Source organism: Pseudomonas sp. yb_5, assembly GCF_043103865.1.
Classification (GTDB): Bacteria; Pseudomonadota; Gammaproteobacteria; order Pseudomonadales; family Pseudomonadaceae; genus Aquipseudomonas; species Aquipseudomonas putida_Y.
In genome coordinates this window covers 62,278-88,738 of sequence record NZ_JBICKE010000131.1, presented here as the reverse complement: position 1 = coordinate 88,738, position 26,461 = coordinate 62,278, and the positions used below count along the sequence as shown (strand labels likewise).

Annotated in this window: 23 protein-coding genes; 13 read left to right on the top strand and 10 right to left on the bottom strand. The window is 62.7% G+C overall.

Going from position 1 to position 26,461, the window contains the following annotated elements:
• Positions 1-103 precede the first annotated feature (103 nt).
• From ACF8GF_RS23910 to ACF8GF_RS23900, 3 genes are all read right to left on the bottom strand, one after another.
• A complete protein-coding gene (locus ACF8GF_RS23910) occupies positions 104-2,515 on the bottom strand; it encodes a glucose/quinate/shikimate family membrane-bound PQQ-dependent dehydrogenase (protein ID WP_392488389.1) in 2,412 nt (803 codons plus the stop codon).
• A gap of 30 nt (positions 2,516-2,545) precedes the next feature.
• Entirely contained in the window at positions 2,546-3,880 is a 1,335-nt protein-coding gene (locus tag ACF8GF_RS23905) for a carbohydrate porin (RefSeq protein ID WP_392488388.1), read from the bottom strand.
• 295 nt (positions 3,881-4,175) lie between these two features.
• Positions 4,176-6,224: a TonB-dependent receptor gene (locus tag ACF8GF_RS23900; RefSeq protein ID WP_392488387.1), complete on the bottom strand. Its 2,049-nt coding sequence runs from the start codon at positions 6,222-6,224 to the stop codon at positions 4,176-4,178.
• Positions 6,225-6,387: 163 nt separating this feature from the next.
• Between ACF8GF_RS23900 and ACF8GF_RS23895 the strand changes: the two genes are divergently transcribed.
• Positions 6,388-6,609, top strand: coding sequence for a VF530 family DNA-binding protein (locus ACF8GF_RS23895; RefSeq protein WP_021785724.1), 222 nt, complete (start codon positions 6,388-6,390; stop codon positions 6,607-6,609).
• 1 nt (position 6,610) lies between these two features.
• Positions 6,611-7,246 carry a Pr6Pr family membrane protein gene (locus tag ACF8GF_RS23890; RefSeq protein WP_209963811.1) on the top strand — a complete coding sequence of 212 codons (636 nt, stop codon included), beginning with the start codon at positions 6,611-6,613 and terminating at the stop codon, positions 7,244-7,246.
• 160 nt (positions 7,247-7,406) lie between these two features.
• Here the strand turns inward: ACF8GF_RS23890 and ACF8GF_RS23885 are convergent, their stop codons facing one another.
• The 4 genes from ACF8GF_RS23885 to ACF8GF_RS23870 form a co-directional block, all read right to left on the bottom strand.
• Entirely contained in the window at positions 7,407-11,933 is a 4,527-nt protein-coding gene (locus ACF8GF_RS23885; RefSeq protein ID WP_392488386.1) for a hemagglutinin repeat-containing protein, read from the bottom strand.
• A gap of 27 nt (positions 11,934-11,960) precedes the next feature.
• Positions 11,961-13,646: a ShlB/FhaC/HecB family hemolysin secretion/activation protein gene (locus ACF8GF_RS23880; protein ID WP_392488385.1), complete on the bottom strand. Its 1,686-nt coding sequence runs from the start codon at positions 13,644-13,646 to the stop codon at positions 11,961-11,963.
• Between the two features lie 160 nt (positions 13,647-13,806).
• Positions 13,807-14,361, bottom strand: a complete 555-nt coding sequence (locus tag ACF8GF_RS23875) for a murein L,D-transpeptidase family protein (protein WP_176682698.1) — start codon at positions 14,359-14,361, stop codon at positions 13,807-13,809.
• 22 nt (positions 14,362-14,383) lie between these two features.
• The gene (locus ACF8GF_RS23870) at positions 14,384-14,935 is read right to left on the bottom strand and encodes an NUDIX hydrolase (RefSeq protein WP_021785719.1); all 552 of its coding nucleotides are present in this window, start codon (positions 14,933-14,935) and stop codon (positions 14,384-14,386) included.
• Positions 14,936-15,058: 123 nt separating this feature from the next.
• Between ACF8GF_RS23870 and ACF8GF_RS23865 the strand changes: the two genes are divergently transcribed.
• From ACF8GF_RS23865 to purT, 5 genes are all read left to right on the top strand, one after another.
• Entirely contained in the window at positions 15,059-15,658 is a 600-nt protein-coding gene (locus ACF8GF_RS23865) for a CoA pyrophosphatase (RefSeq protein ID WP_176682699.1), read from the top strand.
• A gap of 44 nt (positions 15,659-15,702) precedes the next feature.
• Positions 15,703-16,227, top strand: a complete 525-nt coding sequence (locus ACF8GF_RS23860) for a gamma carbonic anhydrase family protein (protein ID WP_103443794.1) — start codon at positions 15,703-15,705, stop codon at positions 16,225-16,227.
• Positions 16,217-16,420: a DUF1289 domain-containing protein gene (locus ACF8GF_RS23855; RefSeq protein ID WP_209963821.1), complete on the top strand. Its 204-nt coding sequence runs from the start codon at positions 16,217-16,219 to the stop codon at positions 16,418-16,420. The genes ACF8GF_RS23860 and ACF8GF_RS23855 overlap by 11 nt, the downstream gene beginning before the upstream one ends.
• A gap of 196 nt (positions 16,421-16,616) precedes the next feature.
• The gene (locus tag ACF8GF_RS23850; RefSeq protein WP_274147747.1) at positions 16,617-17,084 is read left to right on the top strand and encodes a VUT family protein; all 468 of its coding nucleotides are present in this window, start codon (positions 16,617-16,619) and stop codon (positions 17,082-17,084) included.
• Between the two features lie 76 nt (positions 17,085-17,160).
• Positions 17,161-18,342 (top strand): formate-dependent phosphoribosylglycinamide formyltransferase, encoded by a 1,182-nt coding sequence (purT, locus tag ACF8GF_RS23845; protein ID WP_274147748.1) that lies wholly within the window; start codon positions 17,161-17,163, stop codon positions 18,340-18,342.
• A gap of 136 nt (positions 18,343-18,478) precedes the next feature.
• On the opposite strand, the gene ACF8GF_RS23840 is transcribed toward purT, so the two are convergent.
• The 3 genes from ACF8GF_RS23840 to ACF8GF_RS23830 form a co-directional block, all read right to left on the bottom strand.
• Positions 18,479-19,777: an MFS transporter gene (locus ACF8GF_RS23840; protein WP_392460532.1), complete on the bottom strand. Its 1,299-nt coding sequence runs from the start codon at positions 19,775-19,777 to the stop codon at positions 18,479-18,481.
• 267 nt (positions 19,778-20,044) lie between these two features.
• Positions 20,045-21,250 (bottom strand): transporter associated domain-containing protein, encoded by a 1,206-nt coding sequence (locus ACF8GF_RS23835; RefSeq protein ID WP_176682702.1) that lies wholly within the window; start codon positions 21,248-21,250, stop codon positions 20,045-20,047.
• 9 nt (positions 21,251-21,259) lie between these two features.
• Positions 21,260-22,069, bottom strand: coding sequence for an inner membrane protein YpjD (locus ACF8GF_RS23830; protein WP_176682703.1), 810 nt, complete (start codon positions 22,067-22,069; stop codon positions 21,260-21,262).
• A gap of 311 nt (positions 22,070-22,380) precedes the next feature.
• Here ACF8GF_RS23830 and ffh point away from each other — a divergent pair, with 311 nt between their 5' ends.
• The 6 genes from ffh (at position 22,381) to ACF8GF_RS23800 (ending at position 26,460) form a co-directional block, all read left to right on the top strand.
• Complete coding sequence (ffh, locus tag ACF8GF_RS23825; protein WP_176682704.1) at positions 22,381-23,757, top strand: signal recognition particle protein; 1,377 nt, start codon at positions 22,381-22,383, stop codon at positions 23,755-23,757.
• A gap of 258 nt (positions 23,758-24,015) precedes the next feature.
• A complete protein-coding gene (rpsP, locus tag ACF8GF_RS23820) occupies positions 24,016-24,267 on the top strand; it encodes a 30S ribosomal protein S16 (RefSeq protein WP_003252142.1) in 252 nt (83 codons plus the stop codon).
• 5 nt (positions 24,268-24,272) lie between these two features.
• Positions 24,273-24,809 carry a ribosome maturation factor RimM gene (rimM, locus tag ACF8GF_RS23815; RefSeq protein ID WP_084850792.1) on the top strand — a complete coding sequence of 179 codons (537 nt, stop codon included), beginning with the start codon at positions 24,273-24,275 and terminating at the stop codon, positions 24,807-24,809.
• Between the two features lie 3 nt (positions 24,810-24,812).
• Complete coding sequence (trmD, locus tag ACF8GF_RS23810; protein WP_003252146.1) at positions 24,813-25,565, top strand: tRNA (guanosine(37)-N1)-methyltransferase TrmD; 753 nt, start codon at positions 24,813-24,815, stop codon at positions 25,563-25,565.
• 42 nt (positions 25,566-25,607) lie between these two features.
• Positions 25,608-25,958, top strand: coding sequence for a 50S ribosomal protein L19 (gene rplS, locus ACF8GF_RS23805; RefSeq protein WP_003252148.1), 351 nt, complete (start codon positions 25,608-25,610; stop codon positions 25,956-25,958).
• Between the two features lie 94 nt (positions 25,959-26,052).
• Positions 26,053-26,460, top strand: coding sequence for an acyl-CoA thioesterase (locus ACF8GF_RS23800; RefSeq protein WP_014592194.1), 408 nt, complete (start codon positions 26,053-26,055; stop codon positions 26,458-26,460).
• Position 26,461 lies beyond the last annotated feature (1 nt).

Here is a 26,461-nt window from a genome sequence, read left to right as displayed (position 1 = left end):
GCCCCAGAATCCATCCAGCATTCTAGATCGTTGGGGCAGCTGCGCGACCCAATCGCGACACAAGGCCGCTCCCACAGGGTTGAGCCTGCGGGAGCGGTGTAGCTTACTCAGCTAATTTGTAAGCGATGATGTAATCGCCCATCTTGGTGCCCAGCGAGCCATGGCCGCCGGCAGTCACCAGCACGTACTGCTTGCCGTCCTTGCCGGTGTAGCTCATCGGCGTGGCCTGGCCACCCGCTGGCAGGCGCGCTTTCCACAACTCCTTGCCGTTGTTCACGTCATAGGCGCGCAGGTACTGGTCGAGCGTGCCGCTGAGGAAGCCGACGCCACCGGCGGTGACGATCGAGCCACCCATGCTCGGCACGCCAATCGGCAGGCCGATCGGTAGCGGGGTGCTGTCGCGGGTGGTGCCGTTCTTGTGTTTCCATACCACCTTGTTGGTGAACAGGTCGATGGCGGCGACGTAGCCCCAGGCGGGTGCCTGGCACGGTACACCAAGCGGCGACATGAACGGATGCATGGTCACTGCATACGGTGCGCCGGTGTTCGGCTGCACGCCGCTGGTCTCGCTTTCGCGCTTGCTGCCTTCGGCAACCTGCTCACGCGGGATCATCTTCGACACGAACGCCATGTAGTTGGGCGAAGTGAACAGCAACTGGCGCACCGGGTCGACTGACACGCTGCCCCAGTTGAATACACCGACGTTGCCGGGGTAGACCAACGAACCTTGCTCGGATGGCGGGGTGTACTGGCCTTCGTAGCGCAGCTCGCGGAACTGAATGCGGCACAGCATCTGGTCGAAAGGCGTGGCGCCCCACATGGCCTGTTCGGTCAGCTCTGGGCCGAGCAGGTTGAGGTCGGAGCGGGCCTGGGTTGGCGAGGTGTGGTCGCCTTCCACTGCGCCTTGTGGGGTGGGGATCTCGCGGATCGGCACGATTGGCGTACCGTCGCGGCGGTCGAGCACGTACAGGCTGCCTTGCTTGGTCGGTACGATGATCGCCGGTTTCACACCATCGTCGGTTTTCAGGTGTACCAGGGTCGGCTGGCTGCCGACGTCCATGTCCCACAGGTCGTGATGGGTGAACTGGTAGTTCCAGCGTGCCTTGCCGGTGGCCAGGTCAAGTGCGACCACGCCGGCGCTGTACTTCTCGGCGCCCGGGGTGCGGTCGGCGCCCCACTGGTCCGGGGTCTGGTTGCCCAGCGGCAGGTAGATCATGCCAAGGTCTTCGTCGACGCTGGCGATCGACCACATGTTGGCCGAGTTGCGGCTATACATTTTGCCGGCAGCCAATGGCTTGGTGTCGTCCGGGTTGTTGCTGTCCCAGTTCCACACCAGGTGGCCGTCGTGCACGTCGTAGGCGCGGATCACCCCGGACGGCTCATTGGTCGACTCGTTGTCGGTGACGTGGCCACCGATGATCACCAGGTCACGGGTAATCGCAGCAGGTGAGGTGGAGTAATAGCCGCCGGCAGTGAACGGGCCGATGCCGGTGGTGAGGTCGATCACGCCCTGGTTGGCGAAGCCTTCGCAGACCTTGCCGTTGTCGGCGTTGATGGCGATCAGGCGGGCATCTGCGGTAGGCAGGTAGAGGCGACGTGGGCACGCTTGGGCCACGGCCTGGCCTGCGTCGGTAATTTTCGGCGCCGGGCTGCCGTCGCGGCTGACGTAGCGGTTTTCGTCATAGTACGAGACGCCACGGCACGTCATGTGGGCAAAGCCCTTGAAGGTGCCGGTCGGGCTCTTGACCTGCGGGTCGTAGCGCCAGATTTCCGCGCCAGTGTCCGGGTCCAGCGCCAGCAGGCGGCTGTGCGCGGTGCAGGCGTAGAGCATGCCGTTGACCTTCAGCGGGGTGTTCTGGTTAGTCAGCTCCACCGGGTCGTTTTCGGTGGGCAGATCACCGGTGCGAATGCGCCAGGCTTCTTCCAGACGGTAGGCGTTCTGCGGGGTGATCTGGCGCAGCGGCGAGTAGCGGTCGCCATGCTCGGTACGGCCGTAGGCCTGCCATTCGCCATCGGGCATGGCCGGAGCGGCGCTGGCCATTTCGCTGCTGTCGCGGCCCAGTTCGCCGAACACTTCACCGGGATGGGTGAACTGGCTGGCCAGCGCGCAAGCGCCCGAAGCGACCACCGCCACGCTGAGCAGTGCAGTATTGGCTTTGCTGGCTGGGCCGATCAGCGGGCGACGTGCCCACGGCAGTAGCAACACCACGCCGATGGCGAACCAGATAGCCAGCCGTGGCACCAGTTGCCACCAGTCCAGGCCTACTTCGAGCAGGGCCCACACGGTGCTGCCCAGCAGCACCAGGCCATACAGGCCCAGGGCGATCCGGCGTTGGGCCAGCAGCAGGATGCCCGACAGGGCAAAGCCGATACCGGCGATCAGGTAGTAAAGTGATCCGCCCAGCTGGCTCAGCTTGATACCGCCGGCCAGCAGGGCCAGGCCCATCAGCAACAGCAGCGCGCCAACCAGGCGCGGTAGCCAGCGGCTTCCTTGGTTCGCACCTTCAGTGCTCATCGTAGGTTCTCCGTCAGGTCAAAAAAGGGGTTAGAAACTGCTCTGGATCTTCAGGCCGCCGATCAGGGCGCCATCGACCTGCGACACCCCGCCCGGGTGGCGGATGTATTGCAGGTTGGGGCGTACCGTGAGCCAGTCGGCCAAATGGATGCCGTAGTACAGCTCGGCGCTGTACTCGGTGTCCTGCACTGGCAGGAAGCCTGGGTTGTCGTAGTCGTAGAGGCCGGCGGCCTGGTTGACCAGGCGGGCGTTCTTGCGATAGGCAGGGTTGACGTGCACGCGGGCCAGGGCGAAACCGATGTCGTCCTTGGCGCGGGCATTGAAGGGCCCTTTGTATACCAGTCCTGCCTGCACATAGTTGTCGATGGCATTGGTCTTCTTGTCATGCATCGTGGCGTTGGCGAACACGCTCAAGCCGCGCGACTGGTCGGACGCCAGCGAGGTGACCTGCTGCTGGGCGCCGATCCACAAGCCGTGCTTGCTCGAGCTGCTGCGGTAGGCGGCGCCGCTGATGGCGGCCGGCTGACCGTTGCTGTCCTTGAGAACATCTTGTGCCTTGGCATTACTGTAGTAGTAGCCGGCACGATATTCCCCTTTCAAACCTTGGATACGTGGGGTCCATACCAGTTCGAACGGCATTACCGCACCCTGGGTGCCGCTGCCGCTGAGCTTGAAACCATTGCCAGATTCGAGGTTGGAAGGGTTCTGCTCGAAGACGCCGACCTGTGCGTACAGCTCAGGGGAAAGGTTGTAGCGCACGCGCAGGGCCCACTGGCTGACTGGCCAGTTGTACCAGATGCCACCCACCCAGTTGCCCACCTGCGAGCCGCAGAAGGCCAGGTTCTGGAAGTCGCAAGGGAAGCTGTTGAAGTCCTCGCCTTCACCAAAGCGGCCGAATTTCACATCCAACGCGCCATCGAAGTACTTCTGCTTGATCCACATCTGCGTCAGCCGCCAGGTTTCGCCGCGGCCCCAGACTTCCTGGGCGGAGGTGAAGCCGCCGACACGCGGGTCGTTGATGCGGTCGTTGCTGATGTTGTCGCCGTGGCGCTCGGTGACGGTCAGCTGGAGTTCGGTGTCGTGCCAGCCGAGGATCTTGTCCAGGTCCAGGTGGCTGCCAAAGGTGAACTGGTCGCTGTAGCGCGCGGTGCGGTCGTGGTCGTAGCCGCCGTGCAGGTTGCTGCCCATCTCGCCGGTATAGCCAAGGGTGAAGTCGTAGCCTTTTTCCAGCAGTTCGCTGCGGGTTCCACCCCAGTCGCCGAGCATCCACGGAGAGTCGCTGGCGAACATTTCGCTGGCGCTGGCGGGGGTTGCCAAGGCACTGAGGGCGAGGCCGATGTAACAGGTTTTAGGCAGTTGGAGCATGAGATAGCGCTATCTTTTGATTATTGAAAAAACGGCAAGCGCATCGAAGGGCGGGCCCCTCAATGGATATGGCGACAAGATTGTTCGATGAAGCGTTTCAGCTTGCGGCGGGGAGGATATAGGGGAAACTATAAGAAAAAAAGACAAATTGTCGCAGATGACTGTTGCTGAACGGGCAACAGTCGTCATTAATCGAGGCAGGTGTAGGAGCGGGTTCACCCGCGAATGCGCCGGTTGCCCTGCCATCGTATTCGCGGGTGAACCCGTTCCTACACCGATCTTCGTCGCTTGTGGTTCAGAAGGTGGTACGCAACCCGACTTCCACACTGCGCCCCGGCGCCGGTGCGATATCGCGCAGGATCGAACTGGCGTAGCGCACGGTCTGGTCGGTCAGGTTTTCGCCGCGCACAAACGCCAACCACTGGCTTTGACCAATGTCGAAGCGGTAGCCAACGCTGGCCCCCAGCGTGGTGTAGCCATCGGTGCTGGTTTCGTTGGCGGGTTTGCGGTGCTGCGATGCGGCATGTTGCACATCTACTCGCGCCTGCCAGCGGTCCAGCTCCCAGACCAGGCCGCTGTTCAGGCGTAGCGGGGCGATACGGGGCAGGGGCTCGCCACTGTCGAGGTTCTTGGCCCGGGTATAGTCACCGGACAGCTCCAGCGCGAAGCTGCCGTAACGATTCTCGGCCAGCTGCCAGCGGTCCTGGGCCTCGATGCCGTAGAAGCGCGCCCGCACGCCTTGGTACTGGTATTCCGGGAAGCCTTCATGGTCATGATCGTGATCGTGATCGTGGTCATCCTCGTCATGGTCATGCCCGCCCTCGCGGGTGTTGCCGGTACCAATCAGGCCGATGTAGTTGCGGAAGTGGTTGTAGAACACCCCGACACTGCCTTTATGGGTGCCATTGTCGAAGCGTAGCGCCAGGTCGGCGGAAATGGCTTTTTCCTTGTTCAAACTGGCGTCGCCGACTTCAAAGGCGCCAGTGGCTACGTGCGCGCCATTGGCGTACAGCTCGTAAAAGGTCGGGGCACGCTCGGTGTAGCCGAAGTTAGCGGCCAGCGACCAGATGGGGTCGAGCTGGTACACAGCCCCCGACGACAGGCTGAAGGCGTTGAAGCTGCTGGCGCTGTCGGCGTCGACGAAGTTCTCGTTGCCTTTGGCGTCAGGATCTACGCGGGTGTGCTCCAGGCGCGCACCCAGGCTCAGGTTCAGGCGCTCGTTGGCTTGCCACTGCTCGAGCATGAACAGTGCCACGCTGTCGGTATCGGTATGCGGGACGAAGGCTTCCTCGCCGAGGGCCGAAAACTCGTTACGGCTGACCTGGGCCCCAATGACCCCTTCCACTGGTCCGAGCGGTTGGTGGCGGGCTTCGATACGCGCTTCGTAGCCTTTGTTCTTGAAGGTGGTATGGACCTCGCCTTCTTCGATTTCTTTGTGCTCGTAGTCGGTGTAGCCGGCATCTACCTTGACCGAGCTGAATGGGCCGTCCAGATCGCGCAGTTCGGAGGCGAAGGCGTAGTGATCCTGTTTCATGTCCAGGCGTACGCCGGACTCGGCCACCGAGCCATAGTTGCTGTCGTAGCCGCTGTACGACAGGCCGGCGTAGCCGTGGTCCCAGTGGTAGGCACCACCGATTGCGCCGCCGTCCTGGCGACCGTCGCTGTTTTCCAGGCGGTGTTTGCTGCCGGGCTCGTCGGCATCGCGCACCTTGGCGCTGCGGGCGTAGCCAGGGATGCGCAGATCGTTGAACTGGCGACTGTTGGCGTCCAGGTGCAGGGCGAAGGCACCGTTACCGGCCTCTAGCTTGCCGGCACTGCTGCGGGTGGTGTCGGCACCGCCGTAACGCAGTTCACCGGCACCGTGAATGCCCTCGATCGGCGAGTCCGGGATGCGGTTGTCGAAGGTGTTGACCACCCCGCCAATGGCGTTGCCGCCGTAAAGCAGGGCGGCCGGGCCACGGACGATTTCGATGCGGTCGACCGTCACCGGGTCCAGGGGCACGGCGTGGTCATAGGACAGCGACGAGGCATCCAGGGCGCCGACGCCGTTGCGCAGAATGCGGATGCGGTCGCCGTCCAGGCCGCGAATGACTGGTCGGCTGGCGCCAGGGCCGAACCAGGTAGAGGCGACACCGGGCTGCTTGTTCAGGGTTTCACCCAGGCTGCCGTGCTGTTGTTGCAGCAGGTTTTCGCCTTCGAGCACGGTGCTGGGGGCGGCCAGTTGGCGGTTACCCAACGGGTTGGCGGTGATGACCTGTGGTTCGAGTTCTACGGCCTGGCTGGGGGATGCAGCCAGCCAGAGTGCGATGGCAAGGGGGGAGAGGCGAAGCGGTGTGTGCAGCATGGGGATGGGGCGTTCCTTGGCAGATGCTTTTTAGTGTTACAACATAACATAACTATTCCATCACAGAGGTTTTGCCGCTGACCAGCGATTTTTCTGTCGACTCGACGGATCCCGCCCACCACTACACTCGTGTAAGGTGCGCATCTTTCCTACGGAGCACAGCATGAGCACGGCCCAACACAACGCGCTGCACGGCAAGACCCTTGAACAGATCCTCACCGAGCTGGTGGCGCATTACCAATGGCCTGGCCTGGCCGAGCGTATCGATGTGCGCTGCTTCAAGAGCAACCCGACCATCAAGTCGAGCCTGACGTTCCTGCGCAAAACACCGTGGGCGCGGGAAAAGGTCGAGCAGTTGTACGTGAAGCTGCAGCGCCAGGCCTGACATGTCGCGTCGCCCTTGGCTGACCGGCATGGCTGTGCTGGGCTGGTTCGGCCTGGCCGTGCAGGTGAACCTGGTGCTGCTGGCGCGTTGGCAGGAACAGGCCAGCCTGATTGGCGGCCTGATCAATGTGTTCGGCTACTTCACCGTGCTTACCAATACCCTGGTGGCGACGGTGCTCAGCTATGCCGCGTTCGGTCGAGAGGGTCGTGGCAAACGCTTTTTCCTGTCGCCCTCGGTAAGCTCTGCAGTGGCCGTCAGTATCGTGCTGGTGGCGCTGGCCTACAGCGTGCTGCTGCGCCATTTGTGGCAACCACAGGGTTGGCAATGGCTGGCGGACGAGTTGCTGCACGACGTGATGCCGGTGCTGTATGCCTTGTACTGGTGGTGCGAAGTGCCCAAGGGCAGTTTGCGGCTATGGCATTTGCTGGTGTGGGCGGTGTACCCGGCGGTCTACTTTGGTTATGCGCTGTGGCGGGGGAGCGAGATTGGCGTGTATGCCTACCCGTTTATCGATGTGGCGAGCCTGGGGTATGGGCAGGTGATGCTCAATGCGCTCGGGGTGCTGGCGGGTTTCTGGGGGATAGGGCTGGTGTTGCTTGGGCTGGATCGGTGGCGGGGGCTGCACAGACTGGCCTGACCTGTACCGGCCTCTTCGCGGGCAAGCCCGCTCCCGCAGAGAAATCACAAGCCCAGGGGCTGTGGTATTCGCTGTGGAAGCGGGAGACACGCGGCCGGGGTGTCAGCAGCGGGGCACAAGATTTCTGACATCCCCAAATGGCCTGGGCCGCGATGGCGTCTTAGTGCTTCTTCCCTTGCATGCTCGAAACCCATTGCTCGCTGCGACTATGCCCACTGGTCCTCAACACGCCCAGGTCCAGCGCATTTTCGCCATCCGCCGCCATTTTGCTTTTGGCTATCTCGGCGATTGCCGTGCCCAGGTCCACCGGTGAGTTGGACGCATCCAGCGACAGGTCTCGGCGATAGTCATTACCGCTTAGCGTTTCCTGGGTGACCGAGTTGGCGTCGAGCCTCACGTCACCCTTGGCCGACTGCAAGCGTGCCCCCACCAGATGGGCGCTGCCACCGACCTGCAGGTCGATGCCGTCGCTGCTTTTAAGCGTGGTCTGACGCGCCACATTGTCGCGCTGTGCATGCGACACGTCGAGGCTGACGGTTGGCGAGAACCCTGGGTCTGCCTTGCTCAGGGCCGAACCGGCCGTTTTCTCGACCTTGCCTCCCAGCGGGCCAGCCACCGATTTGGCCGCGTTGACATAGCCCTGCGGGTTTTTCTCCTGGCTCAGCCTGACATCGCCCTTCACGCTCAGGGTGTCGACGCTGTCCTTGAGGCTGGCGATGCGCAGGTCACCGTCGATTGTGCCGCCAATATGCCCTGCATCCAGGGTGGCACTCTCGATGCGGGTATCGCCACGGCTTTGCAGGTCGATGCGCTCGGCGCGCAGGTCACTGGTATTCCAGGTGAGGTTGTCGCGCTTGTCGAGCTCAACCTTGAGCCGGCCATGCAGACCGCGGGTGTCCAACGCGCCCTTGGCCATGTTGAAACCGGCGCCGGCCGAGATGTCGAGGTTGTCGCGTCGCTCCTGGCTGGAAGAGGCTTCAACCAGCATGCCGCCATTCGAGGCGTCGAGGGTTATCTGTTCGGCCGAGGCCTGCAGACCTTGCAGGTGCAGGGCGATGTCCTCGCGGGCGCTGCTGCTCAGGGTCAGTGTGCCGTTGCTGGCAAACTGGGCATCGACCGCCTGCCGTGCTTGTTCGTCTTGCTTGCCGTGGCTGAAGTGGCCGCCGATGGCTCCCCCCTTGGTCTGGCCAGCCTTGGCCGCCAGCTCCATGCCGCCACCCAGGTTGCTGCCCGCGGCTTGCTGGGTATTGCTGGCCGCCTTGACCTGCAACTGGCCGCCACTCTGCACCTGTATGTCGCCGGCCTTGGCCTCGCGGCTACCAATGCGCGTGCCTTCGAGCAACAGGTCGCCTGTGCTGGTCAGCTTTACCTCGCCCTTGGCGTCGATTTGTGCCACTTGTGCCTTGCCCTGCGTGCTCAGCTTCTGGCCATGGTCCAGATAACCCCGGCCATCGACACCGGTGCTGCCCGGGCGGTTGCCGACTTTGGCCCAGGCATTGCCATCGAGCTGGCGTGACTGCTGTTCGGCCTGGTCGGTCGCCTGGGGTAAGGCCAGCGACCCGGCACTGTGCATGACCACGCTGCCTTCACCGCCATCGATGTGGGCCCCTTCGTAGCGGCCATCGCTGCCCAGCTGTACCTGGATACCCTGTTGCCCGTAAAGGCTACCGGGCACAGCGCTGCTGGCAATATCCTTTTTATCCAGCGAACCCCCTTTGCCGGCGGCGCGAACATTCAGGTCCTCGCCGGTGCTGGTGTCCAGGCGCGCGTCGCCACCATAGGCCAGACGTTGAACGGTGGTTTCCTGGGTATTTTCGGCGGCGTTCATCTGGTGTTGCTGCGCCTCAATCTTCAGCGAGCCGGCATTGGCCCGCCAGGCTGTGCCCTGGTCGGCCAGTGTCTCAGCCTTGACCTCGACCTTTGCTGCGGAGAACTCGCTTACCTGAGCGATTCCACGGCGCTGGTTTTCCAGGCGCTTGAGGTGTTCGACCGTCATGTCGGCACCCACGCTGGGCGGCGCCATGGCGTCTTCGGGCGAGGCTTGCTGGAAGCGCGGGGCTTCCTCACCCAGCACCAGGCGCTCGATAGGGCGGGTCAGGTCGCGGTATTCGATGCTGGCGCCCAGGCTACCCGACCAGTCGTCACGGGTTTGTTCATGTTCATGGGTATCCTGCGCCGCACGGTTGTCGATGCGTTCGGCGGTCACCTGCAGGGTGTTGCCGGCCTCGACGTGCGCGGCCTCGGTGAGCAGTGCATCACTGCGCAATTTCAGATCGCCGCTGGCCTGCAACTCGCTGCGCTGCACCTTGCTTTCGCGTTCGGCTTGCACCTCGCGATTGTGATGGCCTTCGAACAAACTGCCCAGACGGTCGATGCCACCGGTTACCGTCAGCCCGCCACCGCTTTCGGTGGTGCTGGTGGCTGTGTCACGGTCGTTGCGGGTCGCCCCCAGTGTCACTTCCCGCGCCTGCACATCGAGGTCGCCGGCAGTGGCCTGGACCTTGCTGCCGTTGACCTGCAGGTGCGCGCCGCTGCTCATGCCCACCGAGGCGCCTTTGAGCTCACTGGCAACCTGGGTGGTCGCGCGCTGCTTGCCGGTGGTGGTAACGACCTCATAGGCCACGCCAGCCGCGTACTGGCGGGACTCGGGCTTGCCATCCTCGGCTTCCTGGGTCTGTCTGGCGCTGGCCGTGAAACCGCGTTGTTGGTCGCGGGTTTCGCGTTCATCGACCGATTGCGCACTGCCAATCAGCAGGTCGCCTTTGGCCTCGACTTGCAGGTGCTTGCCCGCTTCGACCTTGGCGCCCTGGATGCGCATCTCTTCGGCGCTGGCCAGGCGCAGGTTGCTGGTCGAGCTGACGTCGCTGACCAGTACCTGCTGTTTGCGGTCCGTGCTTTCGTGCGTGCTGCCGATCAGGCCGAACAGCTTACTGTCGCTGGTGCGCTGGGTGGAGGTCGTGCTGCCATGGTCTGCCTCGATGGCCAGCGAGCCGTTCTCGCTGTAGAGCACCGCGTCCTGTTTGCCGAACACGGTGCTGCCTTTGATGGCAACCTGGTCGGCTCTCACGGTGAGCTCGCCATCGCTGGTTACCGTGCTGCCCGCGACGACCTGGCCCTCGGTGTCGTTACCTTTGCGGTCACCAAAGAATGTGCCGGACACCAGGTCGCCTCGGTAGTCGCGTTGGGTGCCGTGTTCCTGCAGGGTGGTGGTGCCGATGTCTGCCTGTTTTGCCTGGATAGCCAGATCGCCGCGGCTGTGCAGGCTGCTGCCCTGCACGTTGAGGTTGTCGCTTGCCTTTATCGACATGTGCCCGGCGCTCAGGGTACTGCCCTTTGCGGTTTCCTTGAGCTGGTTGCTATCGCTGTCACCGCGCCATAAGTCCTTGCGATGACGCACCTGCTGTTCGATGCGCTTGCTGTCGATGCCGGCGATGATGTCCAGGCCGGCACCACTGTCGACCGTCAGCTCGTTACCGGCGTCCAGCTTCGCTGCGGTCATGCGCATGTCGTCGCCGGACTGCAGCAGCACGCTGTCAGTGCCCAGCAATTGACTGCCCTGTTGCTGTTGGTGGGTGGTGGTGGTTTTGCTGTTGTAGGTTTCGCGGGTGACGAACCAGAACTTCTTGTTCCAGCTATCACTGTCGTGCTTGATGTGCTCGATTGTCTTGGCATCCAGTGTGAGCTTCTTGCCGGCCCTTGCTTCGATTCGCTGGGCCTGGCCGTCAACCGTTTCAAGCATCAGGTCATCGGCAGCGGTGAGTTTCAGTAGGCCACGCTCGCTGCGCAGCTCGGTCGGGCGGTCGCCAGTGCCGCTGACATGCAGGCCCCCGGCCGAGCTGATGTCGACCCCCTCGGTGCCCAGAATCTGCGAGGCCCCCACACGCACACCCGCGCCTTCGGCAGTACTTACCACACGGATACGCCCGGCGCGCATGGCGCCGAACAGGCTGGCGTCAATGCTCGAAGAGGGGCTGGGCAGGTGTTCGACCACCTCGCCGCTGCGGCTGTCGATACGGTTGCGACCGACGGTGATGTCGAGCGTTTCGCTGGCCATGAGCAGGCCTTTGCTGTCCACGCGCGGTGCGATCAGTTCGAGTGCGCCACCGGCATTGCTCTGGCCATGCTCAAGTACCTGCAGGGTCCCACTGGCAGTGAGCGTATCGAGGTACCTGAGCTGCTGCTCCTCGAATTGCGGGGTGCCCACCACGAAGCCCGCGCGGGTGGTGTTGATGAAACTGCCGCCGTTGAGGGTGATGCCATTGGGGTTGGCCAGGATGTAGTCGGCCGGGCGCCCGAAGATTTCCTGTGGCCCCTCGATCAGCGAGGCGTTGCGGCTGACCACTTCGTTAAGAATGGTCGAGGCGGCCTGGCCCTGAAACTGCGGGTTGGCCGCCAGGGCACCGGCCAGTTGCGATTGCCCGGCTGCGGTGGCGTTGTTCAGCACCAGGCCTGGGGTGCCAACGTTGTAGTCGATGAACTGGTTATGTGACAGCCCCCTGGCGTTGGGCGGCACGATGTCGATGACCGGTACCCCGTGGCCGTTGTGGATGACCGGGGTACCCCCGGGGCCGCTGGCTGCTTCCAGCCCGGTCTGAGCCAGTGCGGCGCTGGGCCCGAACACCGCGAAGAAGATTGCCCAGCGCAAGGTATCCGGGCGAACAGGCGGTAACTGCGAGAGTGTTTGCATTTTCTCGTTCTCTTTGTTGTGGGTGAATCAGATGCTCAGTGTCCAGTCCAGTACCCAGAAGCCGGGCTCCAGCCGCGGGCGGGGCAGGTCGCTGGTGTACAAGGCGCGTTGGTAGTCCAGGCGCAAGCGGCTGCCGGGCAGGCTCAGTTCCAACCCTGCGGCGGCCCCGGCCAGGCGCTGTGACGGTTTGCCTTCGGCGGTACGAACCCAGCCCTGGTCCAGGCCGATGTAGGGGCGTATCTCGAAGGGGTGGGCCCAGGTCAGTGGCAGCGCTTGGCTGAACGTATTGCGCCAGACGGCGCTGCTGGCACCGGAGTAAGTGTGCAGACGAAAGCCGCGGACAGCCGAATCGTCGCTGACCAGCAGTTGTTCGACGGCAGGCAACAGGTCGCGGCTGTACTGCAGGGCCAACTCGCTCTGCCAGCGCCAAGGGTTGGGTGCCGGGCCCTGACGCAGGTGCAGCAGGTTGGCGCGGTATTTGCGAAAGTCCGGGCGCAGGCGTTGAGCACCCAACGGCGAACGGTCGGCACCCAATGCGTCAATGCCTTGGGCAACGCCGAAGTAGCCGTTCCACAAGCCACTTTCGAGCCACAGCAGGTTGATCCCGGCCTCTACCGTGGTCAGCGTCGGGCTCTGCTGGACGATAACCGCGCCAGCGCTGCGGTTGACCAGTTGCTTGCGGTCCAGCCGGGCACTGGCGCTGAGCAGGCCTTGCTGGTTGCGCCACAACACCCGCTCGATACTCAGGCCCTGATAGCTGCTGCTGCCGTCGACAGCCTTGTCGCTGTAGGGGAGGGGGGCTTGATAACGTAGCTGGCTGGCGCTGAGGGCAAAGGTCCAGGCGCCATAGGGGATGCTGTAGTACAGCGACATGCCTTGGCTTTGGCCGGGCGTATCGAGCACCGTGCTGGTCAACGACAGGCGCAGCTCATCATTGAGGCCAAGCGGGCTGTCCAGGCCAATACCGAGGTTGAGGCGGTGGCGGCCGGTCAGCTCGCTGCCCCGGTTGTCGAAGCGGCTGTCCAGGTGCCAGCGTGAACCAACCTTGCCTGGCTGCACGACCACGCGGGTGCCGCCCTGCAGTTCGCCGGGCAGCAGGGTGGCGCCCAGCTCATAGGCGCGTAGGCGGTTGAGCTGGTCCAGGCCTTGCTCAAGGTCGGGCAGGTACAGTGGCTGCCCGAGCAGGCCAGGGAAGGCGCTGGAGAGGGACAACGGCAAGTCGGGGCCTGCCAGTTCGATGGTTTCGACAAAACCTTCGACAATGACGATGTCCAGCGGTATGCCCTCTTCTGGGGGCTGCCGCAGGTAGGGTCGGCTGGTTGGGTAGCCGGCTTGAACATAGCGTTGGGTGATGGCTTTGAGCAGCCGGTTGATGTCGGCGATGCCCATGCAGGCAGGTGTGAAAGCACGGAGCGTCGGCGCCAGTGCCGAGCTCGAAAGCCGATGCATGCCAGCCACGCGCACGCCATCGACTGCCCAGCAGTGATCGTCGTGCGGGCGGCGGGAAGTGGTGGTGTTGGTCGGTTCAACCGGGGCGGGTATACGCTGCCAGCGTTCCAGCCGCTGCTGTTGCTCCAGCTGCCGCAGCCCCTGCTGTTGATCGCGCAGCTGCTGGCTGGCAGGGTCGTCGGCCAGCACCTGGGGGATGGACAGCAAGCCAGAAAGGCAACCGGCCGACAGCCAATGGGCGATGCGGTGAATCAGGCACGGCATTGAAGCACCCCGCAAATGATGTACGGTTTTCGTACTCGTCTGCGTGGATGCTAAAAATTAAGTCATTCGCCTGGATGCAGTACCCTGCCTAAGCACCTGTAAGGCAGGTTCTCGCAAAACGGTGGGAAGGTTCCTACAACCGTTACCGGAAGGCCCTATATCAAGGCCGGATCTCGATCAGCGTTCCATCCCGTACCAGATCCCACACTTCCTGCATGTCGCGGTTGCGCATGGCGATGCAACCATCCGTCCAGTCCAGGGTATGGAAGTACCATTCCGGGTATTCATCGTTGATCGGCGTGCCGTGAATCATGATCATGCTGCCGGCATTCACCCCTGCCCGGGTCGCGCGGGCGGCATCGCTGATGTTCGGATAGTTGATGTGCATGGCCAGGTTGAAGCGGTCGCTCTGCTTGCGCCAGTCCAGCCAGTACAAGCCCTCTGGGGTTTTCTTGTCGCCTTCGCGTTCCTTGGCACCCTTGGGCTGCTTGCCCAGCGAGATGCGGTAGGTTTTCAGCGGCTCGCCACGGCTGATCAGCTGCAGCCGGCGCTCGGACTTGATCACCAGCACCTTGTCGATCAACGGTTGCATGGCTTGCTGCGAAGGCGATGGGGATTGCGCTGCCGGCACGGGCTTGCGGATGATGGTTTCGGTGAAGGCCGCCTGGGACACCGAGGTAACGCAAAGGCAGAAGAAGGCAAGCAACCAGCGCATGGAACAGTATCCCTGAAGGCTTTTAGGTGTGTGGCGACACGTTCATCGGCGGCAGGTATTCATGGCCTATGGGGTAGTGCTGGCCGATGCGGTCGCGATAGTAGCATTCTAGTGTGCGGGTGACGGTGCGGAAAGCCAGCTCGTCCCACGGTATCTCATGTTCTTCGAACAGGCGTACCTCCAGGCTTTCCACACCGACGGCAAAGTCCAGGTCCGCCAACTCGGCGCGAAAGAACACATGCACCTGGCTGATGTGCGGTAGATCGAACAGCTGGTACAGGGATGTCGGCCCGACCCGGGCGCAGGCTTCCTCGACGGTTTCGCGACGCGCGGCCTGGTCGAGGGTTTCGCCGTTTTCCATGAAACCGGCGGGCAGGGTCCAGAAGCCCCGGCGCGGTTCGATGGCGCGGCGGCACAGCAACACCTGGCTACCCCAGGTCGGCAACACGCCGGCCACGATGTTGGGGTTCTGGTAGTGGATGGTCTGGCAAGAGCCGCAGACGTACCGCAGGCGGCTGTCGCCCTCGGGGATCTGCTGAGTGACCGGTTGGCCGCACGCGCTGCAGAATTTCATGTGTGGTTCCTTATGTTCAAGGCTATCTTGGCGCGGCCACCGTGCCGCCGCAAGCGCTGGGGCTTGGGTGCTTCGCGGCTTTGGTGCATCATGCAACACAGGACCTGGATACGAGCGTGCGCAATGCTGGACGAGCTACTTCGCCGAATGAGCAACCACCAACCCGCGTCATTGGAAACCGACAGACGGTTCCCTGAAGCGGCGGTCCTCTTGCCCATTACCCGCAGCGAAGCGCCCGAACTGGTTTTGACCCTGCGTGCCAAGGGTCTGTCTACCCACGGTGGTGAAGTGGCCTTTCCCGGTGGCCGTCGGGACCCGGAAGACCCGGACCTGGTGTTTACTGCCCTGCGCGAGGCTGAAGAAGAAATAGGCCTGCCCCCTGGCCTGGTGGAGGTGATTGGCCCGCTCAGTCCGCTGATCTCGCTACATGGCCTGAAAGTGACGCCATTCGTCGGGCTTATTCCCGACTTCGTCGAATATCGCGCCAATGATGCCGAGATTGCGGCAGTGTTCACCGTGCCGCTGGAGTTCTTCCGCCAGGACCCGCGTGACCATACCCACCGTATCGATTACCAGGGCCGTAGCTGGTTCGTGCCAAGCTATCGCTATGGCGAATACAAGATCTGGGGGTTGTCGGCGATCATGATCGTCGAGTTGGTCAACCTGCTGTTCGATGCCGGTATCAGCCTGCATCAGCCGCCGGAGCGTTACATCAAAAATTGAGCGGGGCCTGACCCGCCGTCTGCGTCGCAGCCTGAGGAACAAGCATGAAATATCGCCTGGGTGACCTGCGGGTCGAGAGCCACCCCACCAGTTGGACCGCACCCAACGCCACGCTCATTGGCAGCGTGCGCCTGCAAGCCAATGCCAGTGTGTGGTTTGGCGCGGTGTTGCGCGGGGATAACGAGCTGATCGATATCGGCGAAGGCAGCAACGTGCAGGATGGCACGGTGATGCACACTGACATGGGCTCGCCACTGACGTTGGGCAAGGGCGTGACCGTTGGCCACAACGCCATGTTGCATGGCTGCACGGTGGGCGACTTCAGCCTGGTCGGTATCAACGCCGTGATCCTCAATGGTGCGCGCATCGGCAAACACTGCATCATCGGCGCCAACGCACTGATTGCCGAGGGCAAGGAAATCCCGGATGGTTCGCTGGTGATGGGCTCGCCGGGCAAGGTGGTACGCGAACTGACCGAGCAGCAGAAGCGCATGCTTGAAGCCAGTGCCGCACATTACGTGCACAATGCCCAGCGCTATGCGCGGGATCTGGTGGTTGATGATGAGTGAAGTGGTCGAGCGGCCGGTGGCTTCGCCGTGTGTGAGCATTTGTGCGCTGGACGAGCAGGATATCTGCACCGGCTGCCAGCGTACCGTGGCGGAGATTGGCCGCTGGGGGCGGATGGACAATGCTGAGCGCCGGGCGGTGCTCAAGCGTTGTCATGAACGGGCAGTAGAAGCCGGCCTCATCTTGCAGGCCTGACGCGAACCCTGTAGGAGCGGGTTTACCCGCGAACACCGGCGAAGCCGGTGCCATGCACCGCAGTGGCAGCTTCGCGGGCACGCCCGCTCCCACAGGTACAGCGACAGCCTTGAGGGCTGCACAACATCTGTGGGAGCGGGTTTACCCGCGAACGGCCCAGCGGTAATCTGTACGGCTTGCCCACAGACAGCCCGCCATGTTCTATCTGATTGCCTACATCAGCAGCGTAGTGCTGATCAACTACGCCTTCTCCAGTGCCCCGCACCTGGATGTCATCTGGTCCGCCTGGGGCGGCCTGGTGTTTATCCTGCGCGACATGGTGCAGACCCGCTTCGGTCATGGCGCACTGTTCGCCATGCTGGTGGCACTGGTGCTGTCCTATGTCACTTCGGAGCCGGCGATCGCGCTGGCCAGCGCCAGCGCATTTTTCATTTCCGAACTGATCGACTGGCTGGTGTTCAGCATCACCCGTCGACCCCTGCGCGACCGCCTGTGGCTCAGCTCGGCGCTGAGCATCCCGGTGGATACCTTCATTTTCTTCGGCATGATTGGCGCTTTGACCCCGGCAGTGATCGGCACCGCGATGGCCTCGAAGTTCGCCGGTGTAACGGCGGTGTGGCTGGCCATGGCATTTCGCGCTCGGCGGGCCGCCGTCGCCGGTTGATGGTGTAGAATAGCGGTCCTTTTTCAGCGGGTGGCGTCTAGCCTGGCGCGGCCCCGGTTGCCTTCGAGGACCTGAAATGACCCGTATCGGAACCCCATTGTCGCCCACAGCGACCCGTGTACTGCTCTGCGGCTGTGGCGAGCTGGGCAAGGAAGTGGTAATCGAACTGCAGCGCCTGGGCGTCGAAGTAATCGCCGTCGACCGTTACGCCAATGCACCGGCAATGCAGGTGGCGCACCGCAGCCATGTGGTCAACATGCTCGATGGCGTTGCCCTGCGCGCGGTGATCGAAGCCGAGAAGCCGCACTACATCGTTCCGGAAATCGAAGCCATCGCCACCGCCACCCTGGTCGAGCTGGAAAACGAAGGTTTCACCGTGGTGCCGACCGCCCGCGCCACCCAGTTGACCATGAACCGCGAAGGCATTCGCCGCCTGGCTGCCGAAGAACTGGACCTGCCAACCTCGCCGTACCACTTCGCCGACACCTATGAAGACTACGCCAAGGCCGTAGCCGACCTGGGTTACCCGTGCGTGGTCAAACCGGTGATGAGTTCGTCGGGCAAGGGCCAGAGCCTGCTGCGCAGCGATGCTGACCTGCAGACGTCGTGGGACTATGCCCAGGAAGGCGGCCGCGCTGGCAAGGGCCGGGTGATCGTCGAGGGTTTCATCGACTTCGAGTATGAAATTACCCTGCTGACTGTGCGCCACGTGGGCGGCACCACCTTCCTCGAGCCCGTCGGCCACCGTCAGGAGAAGGGCGATTACCAGGAGTCCTGGCAGCCACAGGCCATGAGCCCGAAGGCGTTGGCCGAATCGCAGCGCGTGGCCAAGGCGGTCACCGATGCCCTCGGCGGTCGTGGCCTGTTTGGTGTGGAGCTGTTCGTGAAGGGCGACCAGGTGTGGTTCAGCGAAGTGTCGCCGCGCCCGCATGACACCGGTCTGGTCACCCTGATTTCCCAGGATCTGTCGCAATTCGCCCTGCATGCCCGCGCCATTCTCGGCCTGCCGATTCCGGTGGTGCGTCAGTTCGGCCCGTCGGCCTCGGCAGTGATCTTGCCCGAAGGCCAGTCCCAACAGGCCAGCTTCGCCAACCTGGGCGCAGCGCTGAGCGAGCCGGATACCGCCATTCGCCTGTTCGGCAAGCCGGAAATCAATGGCACCCGCCGCATGGGTGTGTGCCTGGCGCGTGACGAATCGGTCGAACTGGCGCGGGCCAAGGCGACCCGTGCTTCGCAGGCGGTCAAGGTCGAGTTCTGATCCGAGAGTGCTGGGCTGCTTTGCAGCCCTATCGCGACACAAGGCCGCTCCCACAGGGATAGCGCAGCTTCCAGGCTTATGCGATCCCTGGGGGGGGCCTTGTGTCGCGATAGGGCCGCAAAGCGGCCCCAGTGGCTTACAGCGTGGTATTGCGCGTCTCTTTCAGGCAAAGCACGGCAATCAGGCTGATCACCGCCGCCACCGACACATAGCCCCCCACCCAGCTCAACCCCCCCATGCTCACCAGTTTCTGGGCAAAGAACGGTGCCGCCGAGGCGCCGACGATACCGCCCAGGTTATACGCCGCCGAGGCACCGGTATACCGCACGTGAGTCGGGAACAGCTCTGGCAGCAGTGCCCCCATCGGCGCAAAGGTCACGCCCATCAGGAACAGCTCGATGGCCAGGAACAGCGCCACACCCGTGGTCGATCCCGAAGTCAGCAGTGGCTCCATGGTAAAGCCCGACGCTATCGCCAGCAGGCCGCCGACGATCAGTACCGGCTTGCGCCCGTAACGGTCACTGAGCCAGGCCGACAATGGTGTGGCCAGGGCCATGAACACTACCGCGAAGCACAGCAGGCCAAGGAACGTTTCGCGGCTGTAGCCCAGTGTGGTCACGCCGTAGCTCAACGAGAACACCGTGGAAATATAGAACAGTGCATAGCACACCACCATGGCCGCAGCGCCCAGCAGGGTTGGCAGCCAGTATTTGGAGAACAGGTCGACCACCGGCATTTTCACCCGCTCGTGGCGGGCAACGGCCTTGGCAAACACCGGGCTCTCTTCGAGCTTCAGGCGCACATACAGACCAACCAGTACCAGTGCGGCGCTGAGCAGGAACGGAATGCGCCAGCCCCACTCGCGGAACTGCTCGTCGCTGAGCACCAGGGCCAGAGTCAGGAACAGGCCGTTGGCAGCCAGGAAACCGATTGAAGGGCCCAACTGTGGGAACATGCCGAACCAGGCACGCTTGCCTTCCGGAGCGTTTTCGGTGGCCAGCAGGGCCGCTCCACCCCATTCGCCGCCCAGGCCCAGGCCTTGGCCAAAGCGCAGCAGGCAGAGAATGATCGGCGCCCACACGCCAATGCTGTCATAGCCCGGCAGCACGCCGATGGCGGTGGTGGATACGCCCATCAGCAGCAGCGAGGCAACCAGCGTCGACTTGCGGCCGATGCGGTCGCCAAAATGGCCGAACAATGCCGAGCCCAGTGGGCGGGCGAGGAAGGCGATACCGAAGGTGAGGAAGGCGGCCAGCATTTGCGCGGTGCCCGACCCGGACGGGAAGAACACCGGGCCGATCACCAGGGCTGCGGCGGTGGCGTAGACATAGAAATCATAGAACTCGATGGCGGTGCCGATGAAGCTGGCAGTGGCTACCCGCGCAGGCGAGTTGACTGGCGCGGCAGGCGCTTGGGCGTAAGTACTGCTTGTCATTGAGTAAGTCCCTGACAGTCTGGTCCGGCTCCATGGGCTTGGCCCGCGATGGCTTGCCATGTAAAAGGCACGGTTACGCGGACGCCGGAGCGTTTCGTTGTGTGCGCCCGACTGACGATGGCCCAAGGGGGGTAGGGGCGGGGCGGGTACTGTTCGGGGTATTGACGCAGGACCGCAGGGCGTATCAGTGGAGCGGACTGGCCGTGGAGCGCCGGGTGCGGGTAGCAGGCGTGACGGCGGGGCTGGGTAAGCGTGACCCGAGTATAGCTATCGGGTCACGGTCCACACCAGTACCTTGCTGGCACAATTGTCCTCTGTTTCAAGGATTTCCAGGCGATAGCGGCCTATCTTCAGGCAAACAGCGCTTTCCGGGATGCTTTCCAGCGCTTCGGTCACCAGCCCGTTGAGGGTTTTCGGCCCGCCGTCGCAGGGTAGGTGCCAGCCCAGGGTGCGGTTGATTTCGCGTAACGAAGCGGTGCCATCGATGACGAAGGTGCCATCGGGCTGCGGGTGGACATGCGGGTTATCCAGGCTTTGCTCGTCCTCGAACTCGCCGACGATCTCTTCGAGAATGTCTTCCAGGGTGACGATACCCAGTACTTCGCCGTACTCGTCCACTACCACGCCCAAGCGGCGTTGCTGCTTGTGGAAGTTCAACAACTGCATTTGCAGGGGCGTGCTTTCCGGTACGAAATAGGGCTCGTAGCAGGCGCCGTGCAGCGCTTCGAGGGTCAGCCCGGCCTTGGGCAAGAGGTGGCTGATCAGCTTGGTGTTGAGGATCGCTTCGACCTGGTTGATATCGTTGTGGTAGACCGGCAGGCGGGTGTGGCGGCTGACGATCAACTGCTCGATGATGCGCTCGATCGGCTCGTCGAGGTTGATGCCATCCACTTCGTTGCGCGGCACCAGGATGTCGTTGACGGTGATCTTGTCCAGCGATTGCAGGCCGTCGAGCAGGCCATGGCGAGGCGCTTCGTGCTGTTCATCCTCATCGAAGTCATCGCTATCCTGCGTGTGCAGGGCCACCGCTGTGGGCTGTGCACGGAACGGGCGCAGAATCAGCTTGGCGGTGCCGTCCAGCAGGCAGGCCAGTGGCTGCAGCAGTGCGAGGGGCACTTTCAGCAGGCTGGCGCCAAGGCTCACGAACGCCTGCGGGTTACGCCGGGCCAGGCGTCGCGGCAGGTATTCGGCAAAAACCAGCAAGGCAAGGGTGGCGGCCAGGCCTGCCAGCCAGAAGCCGTGCTCGCCACTCTGGCGCTGGCCGACCAGGCAGGCCAGCCCCAGTACCAGCAGCTTGCCCAGGCTGGCGCACAGCACCAAGGCCTGGGCTGGCAGTACGGGCTGGCCGTCTTCGCCGGCGCGCAGTGCGCCATTGAGCTGCAGGCGGGCAGCATCCACTGCGGTGAACAGCGCTGACCACAAAAGGGCCAGTGCCAGAGTGCCGAATAGCGGTGCGTACGGCAGGGTATCCATGGGCGGCCGTCAGATATGCAAGATGAATTCGCGAACCAGCTTGCTGCCGAAATAGGCCAGCATCAGCAGGCAGAAACCGGCCAGTGTCCAGCGGATGGCCATGTGGCCTCGCCAACCCAGGCGTGTGCGGCCCCACAGCAGCACGCTGAACACCACCCAGGCGACACAGGCCAGCAAGGTCTTGTGCACCAGGTGCTGGGCGAACAGGTTGTCGAGGAACAGCCAGCCGGAGATCAGCGACAGCGACAGCAGGCACCAGCCGGCCCAGAGGAAGCCGAACAGCAGGCTTTCCATGGTTTGCAGTGGCGGGAAGTTACGGATCAGCCCGGACGGGTGCTTGTTCTTCAATTGGCGGTCCTGCAGCAGCAACAGCAGCGACTGGAACACCGCGATGGTGAACAGCCCGTAGGCCAGGATCGACAACAGGATGTGCGCAAGGATGCCGGGTTCTTCGTTGATCAGCGGTACCGTGCCGGGTGGTGCGAACTGGGCCAGCAGCGCGGTCACCGCACCCAGCGGGAACAGTAGCACCAACAGGTTTTCCACGGGTATGCGCAGGCAGGCCAGCAGGGTCAGGGAGATGACGGCCACGGCGATCAGGCTGGCGGCGCTGAAGAAGTCCAGGCTCAGGCCCAGCGGGGTGATCAGCTGGAAGAACAGTGCGCCGGCCTGGGCCAGGACCGCGATGACACCCAGCAGGCCAAGCAGGCGCTTGTCGGCCTTGCGGCCCTGGGACAGGTATGAGCCCTGGTAGATGGCCGCCGCTATATATAGGCCGGCAGCGATCAGGTTGGGGATGAGGCTGGGAGAGGAGACCATAAGTCCTGGTTGGCGAGCCTTAAAGAGACGGAGTTTGGCATAGATTCCGCTGATCAAGGAAGACTGAAGGCTTGTGTCAGGGCATTCGCGGGCACGCCCGCTTCTGCAGGTATGGCGCAGGCCTGCAAGCAGTGAGGATCCTGTGGGAGCGGGCGCGCCCGCGAAGAGGCCAGCACAGCCACCGAATATCTACCAAGGTGTGCGTCGCCGCTGCACTTCGCTATAATCGCCGCCTTGCTGTGCCCGGCGGGTGGGTAGTTCCCCCCTGGCACCTGACAAACCTCGGCTTTACTGGGCCTGAAAGGATCACCATGTTCGAAAACCTGACCGACCGCCTGTCACAGACGCTGCGCCATGTCACCGGCAAGGCCAAGCTGACCGAAGACAACATCAAGGACACGCTGCGCGAAGTGCGCATGGCCCTGCTCGAGGCCGACGTCGCCCTGCCGGTAGTCAAGGATTTCGTCAACAGCGTCAAGGATCGTGCGGTCGGTACCGAGGTGTCGCGCAGCCTGACCCCGGGCCAGGCCTTCGTGAAGATCGTCCAGGCCGAGCTGGAAAGCCTGATGGGCGCGGCCAACGAAGACCTCGCACTGAACGCCGCCCCGCCTGCTGTCGTACTGATGGCGGGCCTGCAGGGCGCCGGTAAGACCACCACCGCCGGCAAGCTTGCGCGCTTCCTTAAAGAGCGCAAGAAAAAGAGTGTGATGGTGGTATCTGCCGACGTCTATCGCCCTGCGGCGATCAAGCAGTTGGAAACACTGGCCAACGATATTGGCGTCACCTTCTTCCCGTCCGATATCAGCCAGAAGCCGGTGGCCATCGCCGAAGCCGCCATCCGTGAAGCCAAGCTGAAGTTCATCGACGTGGTCATCGTCGACACCGCCGGCCGTCTGCACATCGACGCCGACATGATGGACGAGATCAAGGCGCTGCACGCGGCCGTCAAACCGGTCGAGACGCTGTTCGTGGTCGACGCCATGACCGGTCAGGACGCCGCCAACACCGCCAAGGCGTTTGGCGAGGCGCTGCCGCTGACCGGTGTGGTGCTGACCAAGGTCGACGGTGACGCCCGTGGCGGTGCCGCGCTGTCGGTCCGTGCAATCACCGGCAAGCCGATCAAGTTCATCGGTATGGGTGAGAAGACCGAGGCACTCGAGCCGTTCCACCCCGACCGCGTCGCTTCGCGCATCCTCGGCATGGGCGACGTGCTCAGCCTGATCGAGCAGGCCGAGCAGACCATCGACAAGGCCAAGGCCGACAAGCTGGCCAAGAAGCTGAAGAAGGGCAAGGGCTTCGACCTCGAAGACTTCCGCGACCAGTTGCAGCAAATGAAGAACATGGGCGGCCTCGGCGGCCTGATGGACAAGCTGCCGAGCATCGGTGGGGTCAACCTCTCACAAATGGGCAACGCCCAAGGCGCGGCCGAAAAGCAGTTCAAGCAGATGGAAGCGATCATCAACTCCATGACCCCGGCCGAGCGCCGTGACCCTGACCTGATCAGCGGTTCGCGCAAGCGCCGTATTGCATTGGGTTCCGGTACCCAGGTGCAGGACATCGGGCGGCTGATCAAGCAGCACAAGCAGATGCAGAAGATGATGAAGAAGTTTTCTGCCAAAGGCGGCATGGCCAAGATGATGCGCGGCCTCGGTGGGATGCTGCCAGGTGGCGGCATGCCAAAGCTGTAACCCCTGATCCGGGTGCCTGCCTTTTGTCTGGCAAGCGCCCAGAATCCCCGCTGTAGCGGGCAACGGCCGCGAATTTCGCGGCGCAACCGGCAAATCTGGACGGCAGGGCGAGGCCTTGCCGAAAAAGTCATTTGCAAATGTCCGTGTATTCCCCGAGAATATGCGGCCTTTTGGGCACCCGTGTGCCTATTTGGCATTCAGATTTGCAGTACCAGCTGCTGTATCAACTGCAGCACCGACTATAGGAACGATGTTCACATGGTAACCATTCGTCTGGCCCGTGGCGGCTCGAAAAAGCGCCCATTCTACCACCTGACCGTGACCAACTCGCGTAACGCCCGTGACGGCCGTTTCGTTGAGCGCGTAGGTTTCTTCAACCCGATCGCTGCTGGCGCCGAAGTCAAGCTGTCGGTCAACCAAGAGCGCGTCACCTACTGGCTGAGCCAGGGTGCACAGCCGTCTGAGCGTGTTGCTCAGCTGCTGAAGGAAGCTGCCAAGGCCGCTGCCTGAATAGTATGAACGCGACGCCAGAAAAGGCTGACGACCTCATCGTCGTTGGCAAGATTTTTTCGGTTCACGGCGTTCGCGGCGAGGTGAAGGTGTATTCCTTTACCGATCCGATTGAAAACCTGTTGGATTATCCGCGCTGGACGCTTCGGCACGAAGGCAAGGTAAAGCAGGTCGAGCTGGTCAGCGGTCGTGGCTCCCAAAAGGGCCTGGTCGTGAAACTGAAAGGTCTCGAGGATCGCGATGAAGCCCGTCTTCTGAGCGGTTACGAAATCTGCATCCCGCGGAGCCTTTTGCCCAACCTGGCTGCCGACGAGTACTACTGGTACCAGTTGGTAGGTCTGAAGGTCATCAACCAGGACGAACAACTGTTCGGCAAGGTCGATCACCTGTTGGAGACCGGTGCGAACGATGTAATGGTGGTCAAGCCCTGCGCAGGCAGCCTGGATGATCGCGAGCGTCTGTTGCCCTATACGGAGCAATGTGTGCTGGCAATCGACCTCGAAGCAGGCGTGATGCGGGTCGAATGGGACGCGGACTTCTAAACGATGGGTAACCTTCGCGTAGACGTCATCACGTTGTTCCCCGAGATGTTCTCGGCCATCACGGAGTACGGCATTACCAGCCGCGCGGTGAAACAGGGGTTGCTTCAGGTGACTTGCTGGAACCCGCGGGACTACACCACAGATCGTCACCACACGGTAGATGATCGGCCGTTTGGCGGTGGTCCGGGCATGGTGATGAAAATCAAGCCTCTGGAAGACGCCCTGGTTAGCGCCAGGCAGGCGACCGGAGCAGCGGCGAAGGTGATCTACCTTTCGCCACAAGGCCGCAAGCTGACTCAGCAGGCGGTCAAAGGCCTGGCCGAACAGGAATCGTTGATCCTGATCGCCGGTCGTTATGAAGGCATCGACGAGCGCTTTATCGAGGCTCATGTCGATGAGGAGTGGTCGATTGGCGACTATGTGCTTTCCGGTGGCGAGCTGCCGGCCATGGTACTGATCGATGCGGTTACGCGGCTGCTGCCCGGAGCTTTAGGGCATGTGGACTCGGCGGAAGAAGATTCCTTCACCGACGGTCTGCTCGATTGCCCGCACTACACCCGGCCTGAGGTGTATGCGGATCAGCGTGTTCCCGACGTGTTGCTAAGTGGCAACCATGCACATATCCGGCGTTGGAGGATGAAGCAGTCCCTTGGTAGGACCTTCGAACGACGCGCCGATCTTCTGGAAAGTCGCTCGCTTTCTGGAGAAGAGAAGAAGCTGCTCGAGGAATATCTCCGCGAGCGGGACGATAGTTAAACGTATCGATGGTGGATCGCGTATCCATCTTAGGAGCACAGCATGACCAACAAGATCATCCAGCAGCTCGAAGCCGAGCAGATGAGCAAGGAAATCCCGACCTTCGCACCAGGCGACACCGTTGTCGTTCAGGTTAAAGTGAAGGAAGGTGAGCGTTCCCGTCTGCAGGCGTTCGAAGGCGTCGTTATCGCCAAGCGTAACCGCGGTCTGAACAGCGCCTTCACCGTGCGCAAGATCTCCAGCGGCGTTGGCGTAGAGCGTACCTTCCAGACCTACAGCCCGCAAATCGACAGCCTGGCCGTGAAACGTCGTGGTGACGTGCGTAAAGCCAAGCTGTACTACCTGCGCGACCTGTCCGGCAAAGCCGCTCGCATCAAGGAAAAACTGTCCTGAGTGCAGTTTGCCCGGTGGCCGAGGCCGCCTAGCGAGAAAGAAGCAGCCTTCGGGCTGCTTTTTTGCGTTTTGAAACCCCGAAAATGTGATTGCCATGACGACCCGAGACCAGGAAATCCAGCGCCGCACCGAACTGTCGGTGACCCGCGTGACCAAGGCGGTGTTCCCCAATACCACCAACCACCACAACACCCTGTTCGGCGGCACCGCCCTGGCCTGGATGGACGAAGTGTCGTTCATCGCTGCCACGCGCTTTTGTCGCCTGCCGCTGGTGACCGTGTCTACCGACCGCATCGATTTCAAGCACCCGATTCCGGCGGGCTCGATCGTCGAGCTGGTGGGTACGGTGATCAAGGTCGGCAATACCAGCTTGCAGGTGCAGGTGGATGTGTTTGTAGAGAACATGTACCTGGATGGCCGTGACCGGGCGATCCATGGGGTGTTCAGCTTCGTCGCCATCGACGAGGACAAGCGCCCGGTGCCCGTGCTGCCAGGCGCCTGAG